The organism is Pseudomonas sp. COW5, from assembly GCF_026240005.1.
GTDB classification, from domain to species: Bacteria; Pseudomonadota; Gammaproteobacteria; order Pseudomonadales; family Pseudomonadaceae; genus Aquipseudomonas; species Aquipseudomonas kribbensis.
This window is the reverse complement of sequence record NZ_JAPHVP010000001.1, coordinates 5803062-5824130: the sequence shown is the minus strand read 5'-3', so window position 1 is coordinate 5824130 and position 21069 is coordinate 5803062. Positions and strand designations below refer to the sequence as shown.

At 58.0% G+C, this 21069-nt stretch carries 24 protein-coding genes; 8 read left to right on the top strand and 16 right to left on the bottom strand.

Annotated features, from left to right (window positions below; translation table 11 throughout):
* Positions 1–152 precede the first annotated feature (152 nt).
* From OQ248_RS26510 to OQ248_RS26475, 8 genes are all read right to left on the bottom strand, one after another.
* Positions 153–509 carry a hypothetical protein gene (locus tag OQ248_RS26510; RefSeq protein WP_265814626.1) on the bottom strand — a complete coding sequence of 119 codons (357 nt, stop codon included), beginning with the start codon at positions 507–509 and terminating at the stop codon, positions 153–155.
* A gap of 169 nt (positions 510–678) precedes the next feature.
* On the bottom strand, positions 679–2988 hold the full coding sequence (locus OQ248_RS26505; RefSeq protein WP_265814625.1) for a DEAD/DEAH box helicase: 2310 nt from the start codon (positions 2986–2988) through the stop codon (positions 679–681).
* Entirely contained in the window at positions 2978–3685 is a 708-nt protein-coding gene (locus OQ248_RS26500) for a hypothetical protein (protein ID WP_265814624.1), read from the bottom strand. The genes OQ248_RS26505 and OQ248_RS26500 overlap by 11 nt, the downstream gene beginning before the upstream one ends.
* 387 nt (positions 3686–4072) lie before the next feature.
* Positions 4073–4840: a phosphonate ABC transporter, permease protein PhnE gene (gene phnE / locus OQ248_RS26495; RefSeq protein ID WP_265814623.1), complete on the bottom strand. Its 768-nt coding sequence runs from the start codon at positions 4838–4840 to the stop codon at positions 4073–4075.
* Positions 4837–5664, bottom strand: a complete 828-nt coding sequence (locus OQ248_RS26490) for an ABC transporter permease (RefSeq protein ID WP_265814622.1) — start codon at positions 5662–5664, stop codon at positions 4837–4839. Before OQ248_RS26490 ends, phnE begins: the two co-directional genes overlap by 4 nt.
* Positions 5658–6455: an ATP-binding cassette domain-containing protein gene (locus OQ248_RS26485; RefSeq protein ID WP_265814621.1), complete on the bottom strand. Its 798-nt coding sequence runs from the start codon at positions 6453–6455 to the stop codon at positions 5658–5660. Before OQ248_RS26485 ends, OQ248_RS26490 begins: the two co-directional genes overlap by 7 nt.
* Positions 6452–7312 (bottom strand): putative selenate ABC transporter substrate-binding protein, encoded by an 861-nt coding sequence (locus tag OQ248_RS26480; protein ID WP_085709856.1) that lies wholly within the window; start codon positions 7310–7312, stop codon positions 6452–6454. Before OQ248_RS26480 ends, OQ248_RS26485 begins: the two co-directional genes overlap by 4 nt.
* Before the next feature lie 100 nt (positions 7313–7412).
* The gene (locus OQ248_RS26475; RefSeq protein WP_265814620.1) at positions 7413–8309 is read right to left on the bottom strand and encodes a LysR family transcriptional regulator; all 897 of its coding nucleotides are present in this window, start codon (positions 8307–8309) and stop codon (positions 7413–7415) included.
* A 165-nt stretch (positions 8310–8474) separates the two neighbouring features.
* On the opposite strand from OQ248_RS26475, the gene OQ248_RS26470 reads away from it, so the two are divergent.
* Positions 8475–9224: a glucose 1-dehydrogenase gene (locus OQ248_RS26470; protein ID WP_265814619.1), complete on the top strand. Its 750-nt coding sequence runs from the start codon at positions 8475–8477 to the stop codon at positions 9222–9224.
* Positions 9225–9234: 10 nt separating this feature from the next.
* Here OQ248_RS26470 and OQ248_RS26465 read toward each other — a convergent pair whose 3' ends face one another.
* The gene (locus OQ248_RS26465) at positions 9235–9906 is read right to left on the bottom strand and encodes a paraquat-inducible protein A (protein WP_265814618.1); all 672 of its coding nucleotides are present in this window, start codon (positions 9904–9906) and stop codon (positions 9235–9237) included.
* Positions 9903–10499, bottom strand: coding sequence for a paraquat-inducible protein A (locus OQ248_RS26460; RefSeq protein ID WP_114882977.1), 597 nt, complete (start codon positions 10497–10499; stop codon positions 9903–9905). The genes OQ248_RS26465 and OQ248_RS26460 overlap by 4 nt, the downstream gene beginning before the upstream one ends.
* Before the next feature lie 166 nt (positions 10500–10665).
* Between OQ248_RS26460 and OQ248_RS26455 the strand changes: the two genes are divergently transcribed.
* The gene (locus OQ248_RS26455; protein WP_265814617.1) at positions 10666–11352 is read left to right on the top strand and encodes an alpha/beta hydrolase; all 687 of its coding nucleotides are present in this window, start codon (positions 10666–10668) and stop codon (positions 11350–11352) included.
* A gap of 23 nt (positions 11353–11375) precedes the next feature.
* Here OQ248_RS26455 and gstA read toward each other — a convergent pair whose 3' ends face one another.
* Entirely contained in the window at positions 11376–11987 is a 612-nt protein-coding gene (gene gstA / locus OQ248_RS26450) for a glutathione transferase GstA (protein ID WP_265814616.1), read from the bottom strand.
* A 107-nt stretch (positions 11988–12094) separates the two neighbouring features.
* On the opposite strand from gstA, the gene OQ248_RS26445 reads away from it, so the two are divergent.
* Positions 12095–12991 carry a transcriptional regulator GcvA gene (locus OQ248_RS26445; RefSeq protein ID WP_265814615.1) on the top strand — a complete coding sequence of 299 codons (897 nt, stop codon included), beginning with the start codon at positions 12095–12097 and terminating at the stop codon, positions 12989–12991.
* Between the two features lie 122 nt (positions 12992–13113).
* Positions 13114–13539 carry a cupin domain-containing protein gene (locus tag OQ248_RS26440; RefSeq protein WP_134826836.1) on the top strand — a complete coding sequence of 142 codons (426 nt, stop codon included), beginning with the start codon at positions 13114–13116 and terminating at the stop codon, positions 13537–13539.
* A gap of 96 nt (positions 13540–13635) precedes the next feature.
* On the opposite strand, the gene OQ248_RS26435 is transcribed toward OQ248_RS26440, so the two are convergent.
* Positions 13636–13797 carry a hypothetical protein gene (locus OQ248_RS26435; protein WP_265814614.1) on the bottom strand — a complete coding sequence of 54 codons (162 nt, stop codon included), beginning with the start codon at positions 13795–13797 and terminating at the stop codon, positions 13636–13638.
* 185 nt (positions 13798–13982) lie between these two features.
* On the opposite strand from OQ248_RS26435, the gene OQ248_RS26430 reads away from it, so the two are divergent.
* Both OQ248_RS26430 and OQ248_RS26425 read left to right on the top strand, forming a co-directional pair.
* A complete protein-coding gene (locus OQ248_RS26430) occupies positions 13983–14441 on the top strand; it encodes a GNAT family N-acetyltransferase (protein ID WP_265814613.1) in 459 nt (152 codons plus the stop codon).
* A 108-nt stretch (positions 14442–14549) separates the two neighbouring features.
* Positions 14550–15980 carry an amino acid permease gene (locus OQ248_RS26425; protein ID WP_265814612.1) on the top strand — a complete coding sequence of 477 codons (1431 nt, stop codon included), beginning with the start codon at positions 14550–14552 and terminating at the stop codon, positions 15978–15980.
* Positions 15981–15993: 13 nt separating this feature from the next.
* Here the strand turns inward: OQ248_RS26425 and OQ248_RS26420 are convergent, their stop codons facing one another.
* Entirely contained in the window at positions 15994–16413 is a 420-nt protein-coding gene (locus OQ248_RS26420; RefSeq protein ID WP_085709867.1) for an organic hydroperoxide resistance protein, read from the bottom strand.
* 125 nt (positions 16414–16538) lie between these two features.
* Positions 16539–17156 (bottom strand): LysE family transporter, encoded by a 618-nt coding sequence (locus OQ248_RS26415; protein ID WP_265814611.1) that lies wholly within the window; start codon positions 17154–17156, stop codon positions 16539–16541.
* Positions 17157–17222: 66 nt separating this feature from the next.
* Here OQ248_RS26415 and OQ248_RS26410 point away from each other — a divergent pair, with 66 nt between their 5' ends.
* Positions 17223–18140, top strand: coding sequence for a LysR family transcriptional regulator (locus tag OQ248_RS26410; protein ID WP_265814610.1), 918 nt, complete (start codon positions 17223–17225; stop codon positions 18138–18140).
* A 13-nt stretch (positions 18141–18153) separates the two neighbouring features.
* Here the strand turns inward: OQ248_RS26410 and OQ248_RS26405 are convergent, their stop codons facing one another.
* Complete coding sequence (locus OQ248_RS26405; protein ID WP_265814609.1) at positions 18154–19527, bottom strand: HAMP domain-containing sensor histidine kinase; 1374 nt, start codon at positions 19525–19527, stop codon at positions 18154–18156.
* Complete coding sequence (locus tag OQ248_RS26400) at positions 19505–20197, bottom strand: response regulator transcription factor (protein WP_134826845.1); 693 nt, start codon at positions 20195–20197, stop codon at positions 19505–19507. The genes OQ248_RS26405 and OQ248_RS26400 overlap by 23 nt, the downstream gene beginning before the upstream one ends.
* Positions 20198–20314: 117 nt before the next feature.
* Between OQ248_RS26400 and OQ248_RS26395 the strand changes: the two genes are divergently transcribed.
* The gene (locus OQ248_RS26395) at positions 20315–21004 is read left to right on the top strand and encodes a response regulator transcription factor (RefSeq protein WP_265814608.1); all 690 of its coding nucleotides are present in this window, start codon (positions 20315–20317) and stop codon (positions 21002–21004) included.
* Positions 21005–21069: the final 65 nt, after the last annotated feature.

The window sequence follows — 21069 nt, the reverse complement described above, 5'->3', positions numbered from 1 at the left end:
GATCACTGTTTTTTAGTGACCCAGGAACGATAAGACCCGCAGCGTAGACGCACAAGACGGCGGATTCTGGCGTAGTCGTAGGCAATGACGCAAGGCGTTGTAGCCTTGGGGAAGTTACGGCAGGTTGCTTTAAACGCGGCCCGTTTAACCGCTCAAAGCCTGGAAGAAATCTCCTTCCAGATGTAGCCGTAGTTGTATTGCAGCCAGCGAACCAACACCTTATCGAATTGCCTGCGAAACCAGTTGTTCTCCCTGGCTGCCAGCCTTTGCTCGATCATGATTCTGAGTGAGTCTGGATCGAAGCCAGTCCACACCGAGGGCACAGCGGCCAGAAGGTTGGTGAAACACACCGGCGCGACCTCTGAATAAAGGATTTCGTAGAGCACCTCAGGATCGATGCCTCTGACCTCCGCGGCTACGTAATCGTATTCGACCGGTAAATCGTTGAAAGGCCAGGAGAGTGCAGCTCTGATGTTGGTCAGCTGCGGTTCAGTCAGCAGATGTCCCAAAACCTAAACTCCTTTAGGTTGCATTAAATTTAATGGAGACAAGGTAATGTAGTTGTTTCTTGAATGATAGTTTCGGGATTGTTTTTTGGTGAAAGGTGGGGGCTGCCCCCTCTGATTTAAAAATAATCCATTTGTTTTCTCCTTATGGTTTTGTTGTTGGTAGGCGATATTATAGATACCTCTCAATGATGGAATGGTTCTTTTCGCTTATATTTGATATTTGGTCGGTAAAGATTATTTTGTTTTCGTCGATATTTTTTACGTATCCACGTAGCCATTCTATGTTTTCGAAACTGAATCCATACTTTAAAAGCCAAATATCAATCTGATCGTTGGTTCCATACCTAATGTAATTGCTGAATGAGGCGGCGCGTTCATCTTGGGTTTTTGAGTAGTAAAGCATAAACGCGGCGCATAGCGGGTCAGAGAGAGAAAGACCAACGACTTTGTCTAGATAGTCGTATGTGTCATAAACTATTAGATCATAATCTGCGTATTTGACTGGTGTGTTTTTTGAGAAAAGTCCGACCATTCTAATAAATCTATTAGGCAAGCTAGAAGGGATTGGTGAGTAACGAATTTTGATTTTTTCTAATTCTGATTCGTATGTTTCGGGAGTTATCTCTTTTGCCTTTAATCGTCGAGTAAGTAATCTCCGATTTTTTTGCTCACTTAAAAAGGCAAATCGCAACGAGACTATCTCGCTAAACGATTTTCCTTGAACATGCCAAAGTAGAATAGGGATCGCAGCGCTGAGGATTGAAACCTCTGCCCTTGTGAGGTCTTTTCTGCGCAAGTGCTGAATGTAGATGTTCTTTAGTGATTTTTTAATGGCAGCTCTTTTGGATCCAAGAGCGTAATACTCCTCGGCAGTAATTAATCCGTTTCCTGTATATAGGCTGTTCAGGATTAATTGGATGTCGCTGTCGATGTCTGCTTGCTTTAATCGATCGACTTGCGAGTCGGTTAAATGAAGTTCGTCATCATAGCTTTCATCCTTTACTGCCTCTACCATATCCTTTAAGTCTTCGTCGACTTCTTCAAATGGCATGTCTAATAATGAGTCTGGCTCAATTGTTACAATTTCAGAAAAGCGTGACTTGAATGTCTTTAAGTTTCCCTTGTTAATGATTGTGTAGCCGTAATCCAAGGTTCCAACTTCACTTGTCGTGCGGCCCGCTCGACCGATCAAGTTTTTCAAGACAAGAGGTTTCATGTTGTTAAAGTTATCTATCCACACAACATCAAAAGGCATGTTGATGCCTTGACTTAATGTTGAGGTCGAAAAGCATATGCGTGCAAACCCTTGCTTGATAAAGCGTTCTATTAGAATTCGCGCTCTCAATGGTATTGAACCATGATGAATGACAATGCCTTTTTTCATCATATCTATTAGAGTGGAGTGTTTTTCAGATTCACCACTTCCTGCTCCGATAAACTCTCTGAGTTCCTCAACGATAGAAAGCGCGTTTTCTGCTTTCAATTCGCTGCATAGTTCTATGTAGGGGTTGAATTCGCTCAGGTATTCGCCACTATAAATTTTCGATTTTGATATGTATATTAGTAATGTCCCTTCATTTCTTAAGATCATTCCAGGTAGGTCGTTAGCTATTTCAACGACTTCGCAATTAATGTTTGGAGAGAAAAAACTGAATGCACGGTTTTCAGCCACCACGAAGACTTTTCCAACGGAAAAAAGATTGTAGTTTCGAGATGACGAATTTTCTTGGAAGTCATGCTTTGATAATTGAGCTTCGGGGTTTTCGATAAAAGGATGTGCAAAGACTTTTCTTGCTGTAGGGAAGTATCGGTCTGCGCGTCTAACAAATGAATCAAACGTCATGCCACGTACGGGCTCTTCAGAAATTTGGGCTTCGTCTAACAGGAATAGTTCGATACTGAATCGATCCTTGTATTTAAAAAGCTCCGCCCCACGCTCGGGAGTTACAATGAAAACTCGTCGTTTTGTTTTTTCTTTGTTCACATCCTCGATGAATTGAAGTACCAGTACGTCTTTATCCACCAAAGTCATTACCTCTTCGTAATACTCCGCTATCAGAGCTCGAGAAGGTACAACTATCACTATGTCATTGGTGGTTTTTTCTATCAGTTCACGAAATAAGAAGGATTTTCCTGCGCTCGTTGGCGCGGAGAATGAGAAATATCTATTATTCATGATGCCGTTGTATGCGCTAGCTTGCATGGGTGTGAATCTCTTACCCAAATCATCGCTTATTGCCTCTGCAAATATTTCATACACTTCTTCGAAAACACTTTGAGGATCGTCTGTTTTATAGAACAATCCCATGGCAGATAAAAAGCGGCCTTCATAAGCTTCAAATATTTCTTGGTGGAAAATTTTTGCGTAAGAAATCATCTCAAAAATTACTGGGTTGCACGGTCCGTCTCGGTGTACTTCGTAGAGTGCGTCTTTTAGTGTTTTTTCTACATCCACACCATTAATCAACTCATTTAGCATCTATTTCCACTCCAATTATGTAAAGCTCTTTATGAACCAAAAGATTATCTGTTAAGACGTGACTTACAGCATTGGATATGATTTTTTCAGGTTCTTCTGAGTTGATTGAGAAGGCGGCCACATAGGCTTTGTGCCCAGATAGGTAGTTTGTTATGGCTATTTCTGAGACGAAGTTTTCGAGTAGATCAAGTTCTGCGGAATCTTTTTCTAGAGATATAAAGTCCACAATTTGCTGAAGGGCTTTCGTGTATGGGTTGATTGATCCACTATATTTTGCCTCCCCAAATGCAATGAAGTTGTCGCAGCTTTCTGTATGAAAGTCGAAACCTGGGTTGCCAGAAACCTTCTCTTTCAGCAGTTCTGCTAGTGGGACTTTTACATGGTTGCAGTTCAAATTTAGAACGCATTGCGCAGAGTCGGATACAAGGTATTCGCCAAAATCTGTAGTTAGTTCTGTTTCTGATCGATTTAATATCAGTTCTACGAGTTTTTGGATTGTGCGTTTAGCTCTCGCCTCAAAAGATAATTTCTTTACGGCTCCAAAGCCATTGATCCAACTGGTATTGGAAATGGTTTCAAGCATTTCGGAGGCTCGTGAGTCCAAATCTTTAATTTTGACGTGAATACCTACTACCACACAGTCGTGCGCTTTCCCAAGTGCAACTATATCTATGGGGCCACATGTTACAACCTCCATTATTTTCTCCAGTAATTAATTATGGCTAAATTATTAATTATGCTTGCTGGATAATTTATCTGTGTTTTTGTGTTTGTTTTGTAGAGGTGATATGGAGGATGCGAGTGTGATTGGGCAAAGACCACCTTAAAGGTATGAGGTCTGCGCGTTACATTCGTTTTTTTATCTATGGTGGCGTGCATGTACTCCATGTACAAGATCCTTGTGGTGGCACGATGCTATCTTGAGGTTATCTACCTATTGGGCAAAGGTAAAGGCCTGAATGCAGAGCTTATTTTTGGTCTTTGACTTATATTTGAGTTTTTAAGGTTGATGACCAGTTGCACACGTGTCTTTTCAGTTGTTGATCTTGTGAGCTTGTAACGTATTTGTCAGTGCAAATATAGCCTAAGCCTTAACCCACCGCCCCCGACTCCAGGCACTCAACGAATCCACCCCAAGTACCAAAACCAACATAGCCAAAATTACCGTCCCCGCCTGCGCCTCCTGAAACAGACTCAAGCTCACATACAACATCTGCCCCAGCCCTCCAGCGCCGACAAACCCCAGTACGCTGGCCATCCGGATGTTGTTCTCCCACCGATACAAACAGTACGCCAGTAGCTGCGGCGCGAGGTTCGGCAACGTCCCGTAACAGAACGCCACAACCGGATTCCCCCCTTGCAGCCTAATCGCTTCCGCCGGCTCCGGCGGCGTGTTTTCCAAGGCTTCCGCGAACAACCGCCCAAGCACCCCTGTGGTATGCAGTGCCAGAGCCAAGGTGCCGGCGTTAGGCCCGAGGCCAGCTGCAAACACCATGAGCGCGGCCCAGACCAGTTCCGGGATTGCACGCAGGCCGTTGAGCAGCAGACGTGCGGCGCTCTGAAAAAACCAGCCAAAGCGGCCAGCGGCGGGGAGTGCCAACAGCAGTCCCAGGACAGCAGCGAGGAGGGTGCCGAGGGCGGACATGGCGAGGGTTTCCATGGCGCCGTGGAGGATGGCGTTGAGGTAACCGGCGCTGAGGTCGGGGCTCAGGAAGCGGCCAACGTACGAGCCCATCTGTTTCAGGCTGGTGGCGCTGCCGAGCTCTTCGAGGTCGAGGCCCAGGTAGGCGAACGAGGCGATGACGGCGAAGACGATGGCGAGGATCAGCGCCGTGTTGATCAGGCGCTTCATGTCAGTCTCCAGCGCAGCAGGCGGCTGAGTTGGTCGGCGCCGAGTACCAGCAGGAGGAAGGTCAGGAGCATGCTGGCGACTTCGCCGCCGGCGAACATGCGGATCGACAGGTCGATCTGTTGGCCGAGGCCGCCGGCGCCGACGAAGCCCATCACCACCGAGGCGCGGATCGCGCATTCCCAGCGGTACACGGTGTAGGAGAGCAGTTCCGCCGCCACGTTGGGCAGCACGCCGTAGGCGAAACTGGCCAGGCGTCCGCTGCCGGCCTGGAGCAAGGCGTGGGCCGGGCGCTGGTCGGTGGATTCGAAGATTTCCGCGTAGACCTTGCCGAGCATGCCGCTGTAGGTGATGGCGATCGCCAGCACGCCCGCCGCCGGGCCGAGGCCGACGGCGCGCACGAACAGCAGCGCCCAGACGATTTCCGGCACGCTGCGCAGGAAGATCAGCAAGCCGCGCACCGGCCAGCGCAGCAACCGGCCCAACAGGCTCGGATGGCCGCTGTGGGAAGCGGCGGACAGCGACAAGGCGCGGCTGGCGAGCAAACTGGCCGGCACCGCCAACACCAGTGCGAGCGCCATGCCGGCCGTGGCGATGGCCAGGGTCTGCAGGGTGGCCTTGAGCAGCAGTTGCAGAAAGTCCCGGTCGTGGGCCGGCGGCCAGAAGGTCGAGACGAAGCGGCCCATTTCGCTCTGGCTGTCGGCATGCAGCAACACGCCGAGGTCGAGTTCGCTGAGCTGAATGCCCGGCCACAGCAGGGCAATCGCCAGCAGTGTCAGCAACAGGCGTGGCAGTGCGGCGGGGTCGCGGGTGTCGGCGCTCAGCATCGTGGAATCTGCACAATCAGCGGCGTCAGGGTCGGCGCCGGGGATTGCAATTGTTCGTTGGCGTACAGGCTGTCGAGCATGTCGTGGCTGACTTGATCGGACGGGCAATCGAACAGGATCTGCCCCTCGCGCAAACCGATGATGCGCGGGAAGTGCGCCAGTGCCAGGTCCACCGCATGCAGGCTCGCCACCAGCGTGACGTTGTGCTCTTGGGCGTGGCGCGACAGGACCGTCAGGGTGTGCCCGGCGAGGACCGGGTCCATGGCGGATACCGGTTCGTCCGCCAGCAATACCTCCGGCGCCTGATACAGCACGCGAGCGATGCCGACCCGCTGTAACTGGCCGCCGGACAGTTGCTGGCATTGGCTGAAGAGTTTGTCCGCCAGATCCAGCCGCGCCAATGCCGCGCGAGCGCCGGGTATGTCCAGTGGATGCAGCAGATTGACGAGGCTTTTGCCCAGGCTCCATTGCCCGAGCTTGCCGGCCAGCACCGCCGTCACCACCCGTTGCCGGGGCGGCAGGGGCGGTGCCTGATGCACCAGGCCGATTTTTGCGCGCAGGTGTTGGCGATGGCGGGCGGACAAGTGCCAGGCCCGTTGGCCCAGCACGTCGATGTCGCCGCTGCTCGGCCGAATCGCGGTGGCCAGCAGGTTGAGCAGGCTGGATTTACCGGCGCCGGACGGGCCGATGATCGCCACCTGCTCGCCGCTGTTGATCTGCAAATCCACACCACGCAGGGCTTCGACGCCGTTGGCGTGGTGCAGAAAGACTTGCTTGAGGCTCAGGGTCATTTCAGCAGTTCGGCGGCGCGGGCGGCTTCCTCGATGCCTTTGTAGTTGTCCGGGCTTGTTTCGATGAAGCGGCTGGCGGCTTGCAGGTCGAGGATTTTCTTCTGCTCAGGGTTGGCCGGGTCAAGGGCAAGGAAGGCTTTTTTGATCTTCGCTGCCAGCGCCGGGTCGAGTGTGCCGCGCACGGTCCAGTTGTAATCGAAGTAGGCCGGGGTGGTGGCAAAGACCTTGACCTTGTTGGTGTCGACCTTGCCGGCGTCCACCAGTTTCTGCCAGACGCTGGCGTTCAGCACACCGGCATCGACCTTGCCGGCCTGCACCCAGGCGACGGTGGCGTCGTGGGCACCGGAGTAGCCGACGCGGCTGAAATAGGTTTCCGGTTTGATGCCGTCCTTGAGCATGAAGTAGCGCGGCATCAGGCTGCCGGAGGTCGACGATACCGAACCGAAGGCGAAGGTCTTGCCCTTGAGGTCGGTGAGGCTTTTCACGTTCGGATCGGCGGTGATGAATTTGCTAGTGAACTGCGCGTCCTGCTCGCGCTGCACCAGCGGGATCACCGGGGTGGTGGCGTCGGTTTTCAGCCGTGCCTGAACGAAGGTGAAACCGCCCAGCCACGCCATGTCGAGGCGGTCGGTGGCCAGGGCTTCAACCACGGCCGGGTAGTCGGCCACGGGAACGAATTGCACTTTCATGCCCAATTGCTGTTCCAGATAAGCCCCCAGAGGTTCGAACTTGCGCAGTAGTTCGGTCGGGGCCTCGTCGGGAATCGCGCTGACTTTCAACACGTCTGCGGCCTGGGCCAGCAGGGTGGAAAAGGACAGGGCCAGGCCTGCAGTCAGTGCCAGGGTGCGTTTGAGCATGGGAATCTCCGTTTCATGGGCGTCAGGATCGGTGCGTAGCCTGCGGAAAAACGTCAGCGGCTGCAACGTCAGGTTAGACGAATCGGCGCGACAGCGAGGCTCAGTCGACCTGCGCGAAGCGCTCCACCAGCCAGTCGATGAACACCCGCACGCGGTTACTCAGGTGCCGGTTCGGCGGATACAGCAGGTGGAACGGGTAGGCCGGCGGGCGCCAGTCGCTGAGGATCGGCACCAGTTCGCCGCGTTCGATGGCGGCCCTGACTGTGTAGCTGAATGTGTGAATGATCCCCAGCCCCGCCAATCCGGCCGCCAGATGCGCGTTGCTTTCGTTGACGCTGACCAGGCCTTTGCCTTCGATCTGATGGCGTTCGCCGTTGCGCTGGAAGTTCGACGGCAGGATGCGCCCGGTGGAAGCCGAGCGATAGGCGATCATTTGATGCCGGGCCAGCTCCAGCGGGTGCAGCGGCGTGCCGTGGCGCTGCAAATAGTCGGGCGTGGCGCAGGTGGTCCAGGACACTTCGCCCAAGCGGCGCACGGCGAGGGCCTGTTCGGTCAGCGGGCCGCCGCGAATCACGCAGTCGACGCGCTCGCTGATCAAGTCCACCGGGCGGTCACTGACGCCCAGATCGACCTGAATGTCCGGGTAGCGCTCGAAGAACTTCGGCAGCTCGGGAATCACCAGCATGGTCGCGGTGGAGCCGCCGATGTCCACGCGAATCCTGCCGCGCGGCAAGCCCTGGGCCTGGCTGAAACCCTGATCGATGTCGTCCAGTTGATGCAGCAGTTGCTGGGTCAGTTGGTAATAGGAGGCGCCGTCGGCGGTGACTGTCAGCCGCCGGGTGGTGCGTTGCAGCAGGCGCACGCCGAGGTGGCTTTCCAGTTGCCCGATCAGTTTGCTGACCGTGGTTTTCGGCTGGTTCAACGAGTCGGCGGCTTTGGTGAACGAGCCGCTTTCCACGACGCGGGCGAACACGCGGATCGCCAGTAACTGATTCATCGGGCAGCACTCAAGGATCGAAGACAGGGCTGAGTATTGTGCATATCTGTGCACAAACAAAACCGATTTTGCGGATTTTTCAATTCAATCCATCGGCCTAAAGTCGCTTCCAACGGCTCACCTACGACCCGTCACCTTCCCCGAAACGGTTACTGGAGATTCATCATGAGCAACAGACTTGAAGGCAAAATCGCACTGATCACTGGCGGCACCACCGGCATTGGCCTGGCTTCGGCGCAGGAGTTCGTCGCCCAGGGCGCCACCGTTTTCATCACTGGCCGTCGTCAGGCCGAACTGGACAAAGCGGTCGCCGCCATCGGCCCTCGTGCCATCGGCATTCAGGGCGACGTGGCGAAACTGGACGATCTGGACCGCATCTACCGCGAAATCGCCGAGAAGGCCGGGCACCTCGACATTCTGTTCGCCAACGCCGGTGGCGGTGACATGCTGCCGCTGGGTTCGATCACCGAAGAACACTTCGACCGGATTTTCGACGCCAACGTGAAGGGCACGCTGTTCACCGTGCAGAAAGCACTGCCGCTGCTGCGCGATGGTAGTTCGATCCTGCTGACTTCATCGACCACCTCGGTACAAGGCACGGAAAACTTCAGTGTCTACAGCGCGAGCAAAGCCGCGGTGCGCAACTTTGCCCGGTCGTGGTTGCGGGACCTGAAACCTCGGCGCATCCGCGTCAACGCTATCAGCCCCGGCCCGGTGCGTACGCCAGGTCTGGCAGGGCTGGTGCCGGCGGAACACGCTCAAGGGCTGTTCGATCAATTGGCGTCGGTGGTGCCGATCGGGCGTCTGGGCGAGCCGAGCGAGATTGCCAAGGCTGCGCTGTTCCTGGCTTCGGATGACAGCAGCTTCGTCAACGGCATCGAACTGTTCGTCGATGGCGGCACCGCGCAGATCTGACAGGCGTCACTCAATGCCCCGGCACTTGTTCGTTCGAGTGCCGGGGCTCGTCTGTTTCATCGGTTTCCTCGGCCGGCGCCTTGTCCCAGATCAGGCGCGGGTCGAAGCTCATGGCCGAGAGCATGGTGAACACCACCACCAGCCCGAAAAACAGAATCCCCGGTCGCGGCTCGATATCCCCCAGCGCCTGGAACTTCACCAGCGCCGCCACCAGTGCGACCACCAGCACATCGAGCATCGACCAGTAGCCGATCAACTCGACGAACCGGTACAGCTTCGAACGTTCCCGGTGTGCCCAGTGGCTGTCCCGTTGCACGGTGACCAGCAGCAGCGTCAGCGCAATGAACTTGATCCCCGGCACCGCGATGCTGGCGATGAAGATGATCAGCGCAATATCCCACGCGCCGTGTTCCCAGAACTCCAGCACACCACTCATGATGGTGCTGTCGGCGCCGTTGCCGAGCAGGGTGGTGTTCATCACCGGCAGCAGATTCGCCGGCACATAAAACGCCAGGGCGGCGAACATGTAGGCCCAGGTGCGGGCCAGCGAATTGGTCTTGCGCCGGTGCAGCGGTGCGTCGCAGCGCGGGCACTGGTGCGGTTCGTCGGTCATGTCGCAGGCCAGCCCGCAGCTGTGACAGAGGCAGAGGTTGAGTTCGCTGGCGGTCGGTGGTCGTTTCACAGGATGTCCCACAAATCACGTATGTCGCGTCCGGCGACGCGGATCAGCAACAGGCTGAGCACGGCCAGCGCAAACAGGCCGATGCCGGGAATCACATCGAGCATGCCCGCCAGTTTGAACACCGCCACCATCGCCCCGAGCAGACACACTTCAAGCATGCTCCACGGCCGCAGCGCTTCCAGCCAGCGCATGCACAGTTTGAAGGCCGGCGAACGGCGCGAGGCGAGGGCGAAGCTCAATACCCAGATGAGCAAAACCAGTTGAAAGGCCGGGGCGATGATGATCGAGATCGCCGCGACCATGGCCATGAAGGTGATCGGCCCCTGACTCAGGGCCAGCACCGAGTCCCACAGGGTTGCGCTGTTTTTCAGGCCCTTCATGCTGATGCTCATCACCGGGTAGAAATTGGCGAACAGCCACAGCATCGCAGCGGTAAAACTCAGGGCCAGACGCTGCTCCACGCTCAGGTTGTTGTGGCGCTGGAGCACGCCGCCACAACGGGCGCAGAGGGATTTCTGGTAGCGGGCGAGCGTGGCTTTTTCGTACACGCAGTCGCAATGCTCGCAGATGATCAGGTGATCAGTCGTGGCCATGGGGCGCTCGTGGGGGGGAGGGCTTGAACCTTCTTCAATATAGGCGCGTTGGGGCATCCGACAACTGTCACATCCCGAAATGCACCTTTGGTCTGCCGGCCCGCCGGGTTTGTGGAAGCGTTCCATACTCCTTGGCGCCGAATTCATTACGAGCAGGAGCAGGGCCATGAGTGAAAAACCGACGATTGTGCTGGTACACGGGTTCTGGGGCGGGGCCGCGCATTGGGGCAAGGTCATTGTCGAACTGTCGCGCAAGGGCTACAGCAAGATTCAGGCGGTGGAGATGCCGCTGACGTCGCTGGCCGATGATGCCGAGCGCACGCGCAAAATGGTCGCGCAAGTGAACGGGCCGGTGCTGCTGGTCGGGCATTCCTACGGCGGGGCGGTGATCACCCAGGCCGGCAATCAACCGAATGTGACCGGGCTGGTGTACATCGCTGCGTTCGCCCCGGACCAAGGTGAAAGCCCCGGCGGCATCACTCAGGAACATCTGCCCGCCGCCGCGCCGAATCTCGCCCCGGACAGTGACGGTTTTCTCTGGCTCAAGGCCGACAAGTTCCATGAAAGCTTCTGCCAGGACCTGCCGGCGGATGAGGCGCTGGTGATGGCCGTCACCCAGAAAGCGCCGCTGGCCAGCACCTTCGGCGATGTCATCAGTGATCCGGCGTGGAAGCACAAACCGTCGTGGTATCAGATTTCCAGTCAGGACCACATGATTCACCCGGACAACCAGAAACGCATGTCGGCCCGGCTCAATGCGAAGAAAGTCATCACCCTCGATGCCAGCCACGCCTCGCTGGCTTCCCGCGCCGGCGAAGTCGCGGCGCTGATCGACGAGGCCGCCAAGGCCTGACCACGACCACGCAACCGGGCGTTTCAGACCGGTTGCGTGGCTTCCTCTGCCGCGATTGCAGTCCGCACGCTGGGCCGTTCGGCGATGCGCGTCATGTAGTTCGCCAGCGCTGGCCAGTCTTCGATGGCGATGCTGAACGTCGGCAACCACTTCAGCACCGTGAACAGATAGGCATCCGCCACGCCGAACGCCAGCATCAGATACGGTTGCGTCGCAAGGAGGCGGTTGAGGTAATCCAGACGTTTGAAGAGTTTGTGTTTGAAGATCGTTTTAGTGGATTCCGGGATTTCGCTGCTGAACAGCGGCGCGCTGCCGCCATGGATTTCCGAGCTGATGAAATTCAGGTGCTCCTGAAGGCGTGAGCGCTCCCAGGTGCCATTGGCCGGGGCCAGTCTCTGGTCGGGAGCAAGGTCGGCGAGGTATTGCAGGATCGCCGGGCCTTCGGTCAGCACCTCGCCGTTGTCGAGGATCAGTGCGGCCACATAACCCTTCGGATTGATCTCGCGAAAGTCGCGGCCGTCGGCGGTGCGCTTGGTCCGGTTGTTGACCCGGATCAGTTCGAACGGCAGCGCCAGTTCTCGCAGCACAATGTGCGGGGCCAGCGAACAGGTCATGGGGGCGAAGTACAGTTTCATGGGTTCTCCTTCAAATGAGCGCCCAGAATCCGGGATTTTGGCGGCGCTTCGCAAAGGACATCTGCGGTGCTAGCGTATGACAAAATCTCATGGACTGAAGAAGCCCCATGCTCACCCGACTACCGTCGCTGAACGGATTGCGAGCCTTCGAATGCGCGGCCCGACACCTGAGTTTTACCCGCGCCGCCGAAGAGCTGAACGTCACGCAAACCGCGATCAGCCATCAGATCCGTCGCCTTGAAGAAGAACTTGGCGTGCGCCTGTTCATGCGCTTGAAGGACGGATTGGCGCTGACGGAAGAGGGCAACGCCTATTTTCCCGGTATTCGTTCGGCGTTCATGGAACTGCGCCATTCGACGGAGCGTTTGCTGGAGGCGAACAATCAAAGCGTCCTGACGATCAGTACTTTGGTGTCGGTGGCGTCGAAATGGCTGTTGCCGCGTCTGCCGTCGTTTCGCGAGGCGTTTCCCGAGATCGACGTGCGCATCAGTGCGTCCACGGAGCTGGTGGACTTTCGCAAGGGCGGAATCGATGCGGCGATTCGCTACGGCAACGGAAACTGGCCGGGACTGCGCGCCGACTGGCTGATGGCCGACGAGATATTCCCGGTGTGCAGCCCGCGTTTGCTCACCGGGCCGGATCCGATCAAAGCGCCGGCCGATCTGGCCCGGCACACTTTGCTGCACGTCAGCGGGCAGACCGCCGATGACTGGAGCGCCTGGCTGAACGCCGCAGGTCAACCGCCACCCTCGGCCAAAGGCCCGCGCCTGACCTTCGACCTGGCCATGATGGCGGTGCAGTCGGCGATTGACGGGCAGGGCGTGTGCATCGGGCGCTCGACCTACGTCGAGGACGATTTACTTGCGGGGCGGTTGGTGGCGCCGTTCGATTTGCGGCTCAAGTCCGACTCGGGTTTCTACTTCGTCACGCCCCATGAAAACGCCGGCTCGAAAAAGATCGTCGCCTTCAGGCAGTGGCTGTCGCAGGTGGTGCGAGTTGTATGAGCGTGTATCAATCCCGCCCTTATACACAGTGAGCTAACAAGCGCCGATATCGGGACACATTCCCGGTACATGCCATCCTCAAAGTAGAGGCGTCACTTCACTACTTCCAAGAGGGCAACACCATGCGCCGCACACTCCTGATGACCGCAGCCGCCGTACTGGTTTCAATGACCGGCCTTGCACACGCCGCCGACACTCAATCTGCCGCCCCGGCGAAGAGCTGGCAACAAGGCCTGAGCCGCACGGATCTGGTCCATCAGGACCTGGGTGCTGCGGATCGCGAAGTGATCCAGGCACGGGTCGATTTTGAACCGGGCATCACCTCGCCCCGACATGCCCACCCGGGCGTTGAAGTTGCTTACGTGATCAGCGGCACCTTCGAATACCAGCTCGAAGGCCGGGCGCCGGTGACGCTGAAGGCCGGCGATTCCCTGTTCATACCGGAAGGCGTGGCGCACATTGCGAAGAACGTCGGGAATGACAAGGGTTCGGAGCTGGCGACTTACATCGTCAAGAAAGGCGAGCCGTTGTTGATCCTCAAGCAATAACCCCCGGGATACTGAAAGGCCTGCCAATGTGGCAGGCCTTTTTTGTTGTCGGCGGATTCAACGCAGGCTGATGCCACCCGACTCAAACATGCAACTTCAACGCGCATCCACCTCTTTCACAACCCCGGCAGATGCTCTTTGTTTGCGCCGCTTGAGCCAGCTGAAAAACGCATGCATCGGATGCAAAACAGCCGTCAGCACGCCAAGCAGCAGGATGATGAAAAGGATGATCAGCGGGATGCTTTCGTGCGAGAACATGGTGGGTTACTCCTGTAGTCACTATGTTGGAACCCGCAGACTAGACGCATCCGGTGAGGTTTTTGGTGAACGTATGTTCATCCTCGGACGCTTCGATTGTGCTACGGGCAGGTGATGGATTTGCTCCGGGATCGCCATCCATCGCATGCTGAGCGCCTCATTCACCATCACTGAAGAGGCTCCCCTTGCAGACCCTTCGTCGCGCCCACTCCGAAGACGCCGCGCCCATCGCCACACTGGTCGATGAGGCCTACAGCCCTTACATCCCGCGCATCGGCCGCCAACCCGCGCCGATGCTCGATGACTACGAACAAGTGCTGCGCGAAACCGATACGTTCGTGCTGACCGACAACGAGGAAATCCTCGGTGTGCTGGTGATGAGCCAGGAGGGCAAGGAGTTGCTGCTGATCAACGTCGCGGTGTCGCCCCGGCACAAGGGCAAGGGGCTCGGCAAAGTGCTGATGACCTTCTGTGAAAAGCATGCGCTGAGTCTCGGTTGCGAAGCGGTGCGGCTGTACACCCACGAGCGGATGACCGAGAACGTCGCCATCTATGAAAAGCTCGGTTTTGTGGAAACCCATCGCGCCACCGAGGACGGATTTGCCCGGGTTTTCATGCGCAAAACGCTTGCCGGTTCTCGCTGACCGTCACCCGTGCATGTCGACATCAGGCATCGGCATGCCGCACCCGGGCTATTTGCGTTGAACTTCAGCCACGTAAGGTGAGGCGTCCATCAGAGAACAACAAAAACAATGAACAGCCTGAATTCGAAGGAATCGAGCGGTCAGTTGGCGCAGGGTTTCAAACCACGTCACGTGACCATGTTGTCAATTGCAGGAATCATCGGCGCGGGGTTGTTTGTCGGTTCCGGGCACGCCATTGCAGCGGCGGGGCCGGCGGTGTTGCTGGCGTATCTGTTTTCCGGCCTGTTGGTGGTGCTGGTCATGCGCATGCTGGGGGAGATGGCGGTGGCCCGACCGGACACCGGATCGTTTTCCACCTACGCCGATCAGGCCATCGGTCGCTGGGCAGGCTTCACCATCGGCTGGCTCTACTGGTGGTTCTGGGTGCTGGTCATCCCCATCGAGGCGCTGGCCGCCGGGCATGTCTTGAATCAGTGGTTTCCCCAGGTCGATGCGTGGCTGTTTGCGCTGGTGTCGATCATCCTGCTGGTGATCACCAACCTGTTCAGTGTCTCCAAATACGGCGAGTTCGAATTCTGGTTCGCCATGGCCAAGGTCGTGGCGATCATCGGCTTCATCGGCGTGGGCTTCGCCGTACTGATGGGCTGGATTCCCGAGCGTGAAGCCAGCGGCCTCAGCCGCTTGATGGAAGAACATGGCGGGTTCGCCCCCAATGGTTTGTCGGCGGTGGTCGGCGCGTTCATCACCATCATGTTCAGTTTCATCGGCACCGAGGCGGTGACCATCGCCGCTGCCGAGTCAGACAATCCGGCGCAGAACATCGCCAAGGCCACGCGTTCGGTGGTCTGGCGCATCGGTGTGTTCTATCTGCTGTCGATTTTCGTGGTGATTTCCGTGGTGCCGTGGAACGATCCGCTGCTGGCGTCCGTCGGTTCCTATCAGCGCGCACTGGAGTTGATGAACGTTCCCCACGCCAAATTCATGGTCGATGTGGTGGTGTTGATTGCGGTGGCCAGTTGCATGAACTCGTCGATCTATATCGCTTCGCGCATGCTGTTTTCACTGGGGCTTCGCGGCGATGCACCGCACGGGTTGAAAGTGACTTCCGGCGCAGGCGTGCCGAGGGCGGCGGTGATTGCCAGCAGCGTCATCGGCGCCGGGGTGACGCTGCTCAGCTACTTCATGCCCGCCGGCCTGTTTCAATTCCTGCTTGCCAGTTCCGGCGCCATCGCGTTGCTGGTGTACCTGGTGATCGCGGTTTCCCAGCTGCGTATGCGCCGGATGTTGCTTCGGCAGAATGTCGAGCTGACCTTTCGCATGTGGCTGTTTCCGTGGCTGACGTATCTGGTGATGGCGTTCATCTGTGCCGCGCTCGCGGTGATGATGCTGACGCCGGAGCATCGTCTGGAAGTGACATCGACCATTGGCCTGGCGCTGGCCATTTCCTTTATCGGGCTGGTGACCACACGTCAGCATGGTCAGCCGAACGTGTCTGTTCCGACAAAACAAAACGCCCGAGGCACTGCCTCGGGCGTATAGGGGGGATCGGGATTCAGATCAGGCGCAGGGTCACGTCGATGTTGCCGCGCGTGGCCTTGGAGTAAGGGCAGGTCTGGTGCGCGGCTTCCACCAGCGACTGGGCGACCGAAGGCTCCAGCCCCGGCAGGCTGACATTCAAGCGTGCCTGGAGGAAAAACGCGTCGCCGGTCTTGCCCAGATCGATTTCGGTTTCCACCGCCACATCCGCTGGCAGCCTGATCTTCAGCGCAGCCGCCGCTTTGCCCATGGCGCCGATGAAACAGGCCGACCAGCCGGCCGCCAGCAATTGTTCCGGGTTGGTGCCGCTGCCGTTGGAACCCGGTGGCGACAGCTTGACGTCCAGATTGCCGTCGGAACTGCGCGATGCGCCATCGCGTCCGCCGGTGGTGCGGGTCTTGCCGGTGTACAGCACGGTGTCGATTTGATTGATCATGAGAAGGTCTGCCTGTGTGAGTGGTTGAGTCGGAAGGAAGGCTCCGATGGCCCACACTTTTGCATCGGCATGTACCGGGGATGTGTCATGAAACGGTGGTTATGTATCGCTGTGTAGCAATGCGTTCAGCCTGATCGCTGAGACAGCGTCAGCAGAATCCCGAAGCCCACGAGCAGGCCGCCGAACGCCCGGTCAATCCACTGCCGTGCCGCCAGCAGTTTCTCCCGCACCCGCCCGGCCGAGAAACACAGCGCCACCAGGCTGAACCACAGCACATGCGCCCCGGCAATGAACAGCCCGTAGGCCATTTGTAGCGGCAGGCCGGTGTCCGGCCGGACGACACCCATGAACAGGCTCACGATGAAAATCGAGGTTTTGGGGTTCAACACATTGGTGAGAAAACCTGAACGCAGCGCAGCCAGATCCGACAGGGCGGGTGACGCAGCATCCGGCTGCTGAACGTCAGGTCTGGAACGAAGCATTTTGATGCCCAGATAAACCAGATACGCAGCCCCCGCCAGTTTCAGTGCATTGAACAACCAGGGCGATTGTTGAAGCACCAATCCGAGCCCGAGCAGGGTGTAGCCGACATGCACCAGCACTCCGAGACCAATGCCCATCGCCGTAAGTACGCCTGCGCGTCGAGAGAGCAGCAAACCGTTACGCGAGACCAGGGCGAAGTCCGGTCCGGGGCTGATGCATGCCAGCAGGGTGATGGTGATTACGACTATCCATTCGCTCATGGTGGAACCTTGGGTGGGTTGGTGATAGAAAGCCATGTTTACAGATAGTGAACGCTGGAACTAACGATGATTTCTGAAGTAAATGGTGAATCTGACTCACCGTTTTCCGAGGGGCGAATGCCTTCTCTGTTGGCACTGCGTTGCTTCGAATCCGCAGGCCGGTTCGAGAACTTCGCCCGTGCGGCTGACGAACTGCATCTGACACCCGGCGCCATCAGCCGGGCGGTGCGCCTGCTTGAAGAGGATCTGGGCGTTGACCTGTTCGAGCGGCGTCAGCGAAGGGTTTTCCTGACGGAGTCGGGGAGGCGACTGCTGAAAGCGGTGAGCGAAGGTTTGGGGGTGATGAACCAGGCCGTCCGCGAGATACGTACTGAGGCGCGCCGGACGCGGCGGCTGGTCCTGTCCTGCGAGCCGACGCTGTTGATGCGCTGGTTGATTCCGCGCTGGAGTGATTTCCAGAAACAACATCACGGTCCGGACATTCATCTGGTGGCCGGCGGCGGGCCGTTTTCATTTGAACAGGGAATCGACCTGGCCATTCGTCGCGACGATTTCCCCCGGCCTTCCGGTTATCACGCCGAGCGCTTGTTTGCCGAAAAGGTCGGGCCGATCTGTCGGCCGGATAAAGTCGGTCAGTGGTTCGATGAAAGCGGGAAATGCCTGCGTGCCACGGGCCCTCTGCTGCAAACGAGCAGCCGACCCACGGCCTGGCAGGAATGGGCCGCCGCAGCGGGCCAGCCGGTTCCTGCGACGCAGAGGCAGTCTTTCGAGCACTTCTATTTCAGCATTCAGGCGGCTGTCGCTGGCCTGGGGGTGGCCATTGGTCCTTGGCATCTGGTCCGCGACGATATCGAGAGCGGGGTGTTGGCCGCACCGGCAGGTTTCGTTGAAGACGGCTCGCATTATTGCCTGCTGTCGCCTGCGCCCCCCAAACCGGGCAGCCTGGAAATGGATTTGTTGGAATGGTTGAGGTCGGTGGGTTGAGGCCTGTCGGTTTTCAATGGCTGGCCGGCGTTGCCTTGCCCAACAAATCAATCCGGCACCCCGGCGCCGCATCGTTCACCGTCACTCGCATGTCATGCAGGCGCGCAACCGCCGACACCATGCTCAAGCCCAACCCGTTGCCCGGCGTATGGCGGCTGGATTCCGCGCGGTACAACCGGCGCAACACCGCTTCGCGTTCGGCCGGGGGAATGCCCGGCCCGTTGTCGATGACGCGGATTCCGACGTTGTCCTGATCGGCAATCACGCTCAGGCGCACCTGGCTGTGGTCGGGCGAGAACTTGATGGCGTTGTCGAGCAGGTTGCACAGCGCGTCGAACAGCAGTTGTGCGTCACCGGCCATGATCGCGGGGGCCTGACTGTTTTCGATGGTCAGGCTGATGCCGCGTTCTTCGGCCAGGGGTTCGTAGAGTTCGGCGGCATCGGCGCTGATCAGGTTCAGGTCCAGCGGCGCGAAGTGACTGCGCCGGGCGCTGTTTTCGATTTCGGAAATCCGCAGCAGGGCCTTGAAAGTCAGCAGCAAGGCTTTGGCTTCGGTCAGCGCCGCGTCGATGCTGGCGGCGTATTGCGCTTCATTTAGACCTCTGCGCTGGGTGCGCTCCAGGCCGGCGATCAGGCGTGTGAGGGGCGTGCGCAGGTCGTGGGCGATGTCGTCGCAGACGCCTTTGACTTCGCTCATCAAACGCTCCAGTTCATCGAGCATGCCGTTGACCACGGAAGCCAGTCGGTCGATGTCATCGTTGTTGCCCTTGACCGGCAAACGTCCTTTCAAATCGCCTTCGATGATGCCCTTGATCGAACGACTGACCTTGTCCAGCCGCCGATGTGCCGAATAACCCAGCACCACGGCGCCGAGTAGCCCGACCAGCAACAGCAGCAGGCCACCGGAAATCAGCGCGTTGATCAGCAGTTCGTCGAACTCGCGGATGTCGTGGACATCCTGGGCGACCAGCAGGGTTTTGCCGTCCGCCAGTTTATGCACGATGAAGCGCACCGGCCGGTGATGCCCGTTGGACTTGAGCCAGCGAAACTCCTGCGGCTTGTCATAAGCAGAGAAGGGCGGCAGTTCTTTGATCACACCGGCAATGAATTTGCCGTCGGCATCGAACAGGCTGTGGGGCAGGCGCGCTTCGACGTCCTGCAAAGCGTGTTTGCGGATCTCCTGCAATTGCAGTTCCGGCGGCTGGGCGCTGCGGTTTTCCACTTGTCGATACAGGGCCGTGTCGGCTTCGGTCTTCAGGTAGAACGCCGTTTGCCAGTAGACGTAACCGAACAACGCCAGAAACGAGCAGCCGAACAGCCCGAGAAACAGCAACGCCGTGCGAAAACTGATGGTGCGCGGGATTTCACTCAGGTGAACGGAGGACATACCCGGCTCCACGAATGGTATGGATCATCGGCGGCTCGCCTTCGCCATCGACCTTGCGGCGCAGGCGACTCATGTGCACTTCGATCACGTTGGTGCGTTCGTCATAGCTGTAATTCCACACCGCTTCGAAGAGCATGGTGCGTGTCACCACCTGATCGGCGTGGCGCACCAGATGTTCGAGCAATGCGTATTCACGGGGCACCAGATCGATGGTGCGCTCGCCACGGCGCACGGTGCGGCTGAGCAGATCGACGTCCAGGTTACCGACCTTCAGGCGGGTTTCCTGAGTCACGGCCACCGGTTCGGCCCGGCGTCGGTTCAGGGCGTCCAGGCGGGCGGTCAGCTCGATGAATTCGAAAGGCTTGGTCAGGTAGTCGTCGCCACCGGCGCGCAAGCCGCGTACCCGTTCATCCAGCGCACTCAGGGCGCTGAGGATCAGCACCGGGGTGTTCACGCTGGCGGCGCGCAACGCGGTAAGCACGCCCAGACCGTCGAGGCCGCCGGGCAGCATGCGGTCGAGCACGATCAGGTCGAACGGCTCGCCGAGGGCTTTCAACAGGCCTTCACGGCCATTGTCGACGCTGCTCACGGTGAAACCGTGGTCAGTCAGCGCCGCTTCGATTTCGCGGCGGGTGGGCAAGTCGTCCTCGACGACCAGAACATGGGTCATGGCTTTTGAACCACTCACATCATCAGGCAGAGATGGCATAGTGTGGCAAAGCCTGCGGTTGCGCCACGTTCCCGCCGGATAAATAAAAGTTCAGGTTGGCTTGATGGAGTAGGTGCCTTGCGCATTCTCGTGGTTGAAGACGATGCCCAGACCGCCGCTTACCTGCTGCGCGGTTTGAGCGAAAGCGGGCATGTGGTCGATGTTGCCGGCGATGGCAACAGCGGTCTGGACATGGCGCTGGAAGGCATTCACGACGTGCTGATCGTCGACCGGCGCTTGCCGGGCCTGGACGGCATCGGTCTGATCAAGGCCTTGCGCGCCCGGCAGGTGCGAGTGCCGATCCTGATGCTCAGCGCCCAGGCCTCGACCGAGCAGAAGGTCGAAGGTTTGCAGGCCGGTTGTGATGATTATCTGGCCAAGCCTTATGCCTTCGCCGAAGTGCTGGCGCGGCTCGAAGCCTTGCTGCGCGGGCGCGATCAGGTCGCGGGGCCGGGGCGGCAACTGGTGGTCGGCGAGTTGCAGTTGGACTGCGCCACGCGCACGGCGGTGCGGCGGGGCAAGGTGATTGCCCTGCAGCACCGCGAAGCCCTGTTGCTGGAAAAACTCATGCGCCACAGCGGCCAGATCGTCACCCGCGACATGTTGCTCGACAGTGCCTGGGACTACGACTTCGATCCCAACAACAACGTCATCGACAAACACATCCACCGTTTGCGGCGCAAACTCGATGACGGTTTCGACTATTCGTTGATCAAGACCATCCCCGGCGCCGGTTACAGCTTCCAGACGACGCCCGAGCAAGGCTAAACAAAAGTTTATCTGTCGGGGAACGCTCTGGCAGGCACCCCTCGCTATCTTCGCCGCATTCGTGG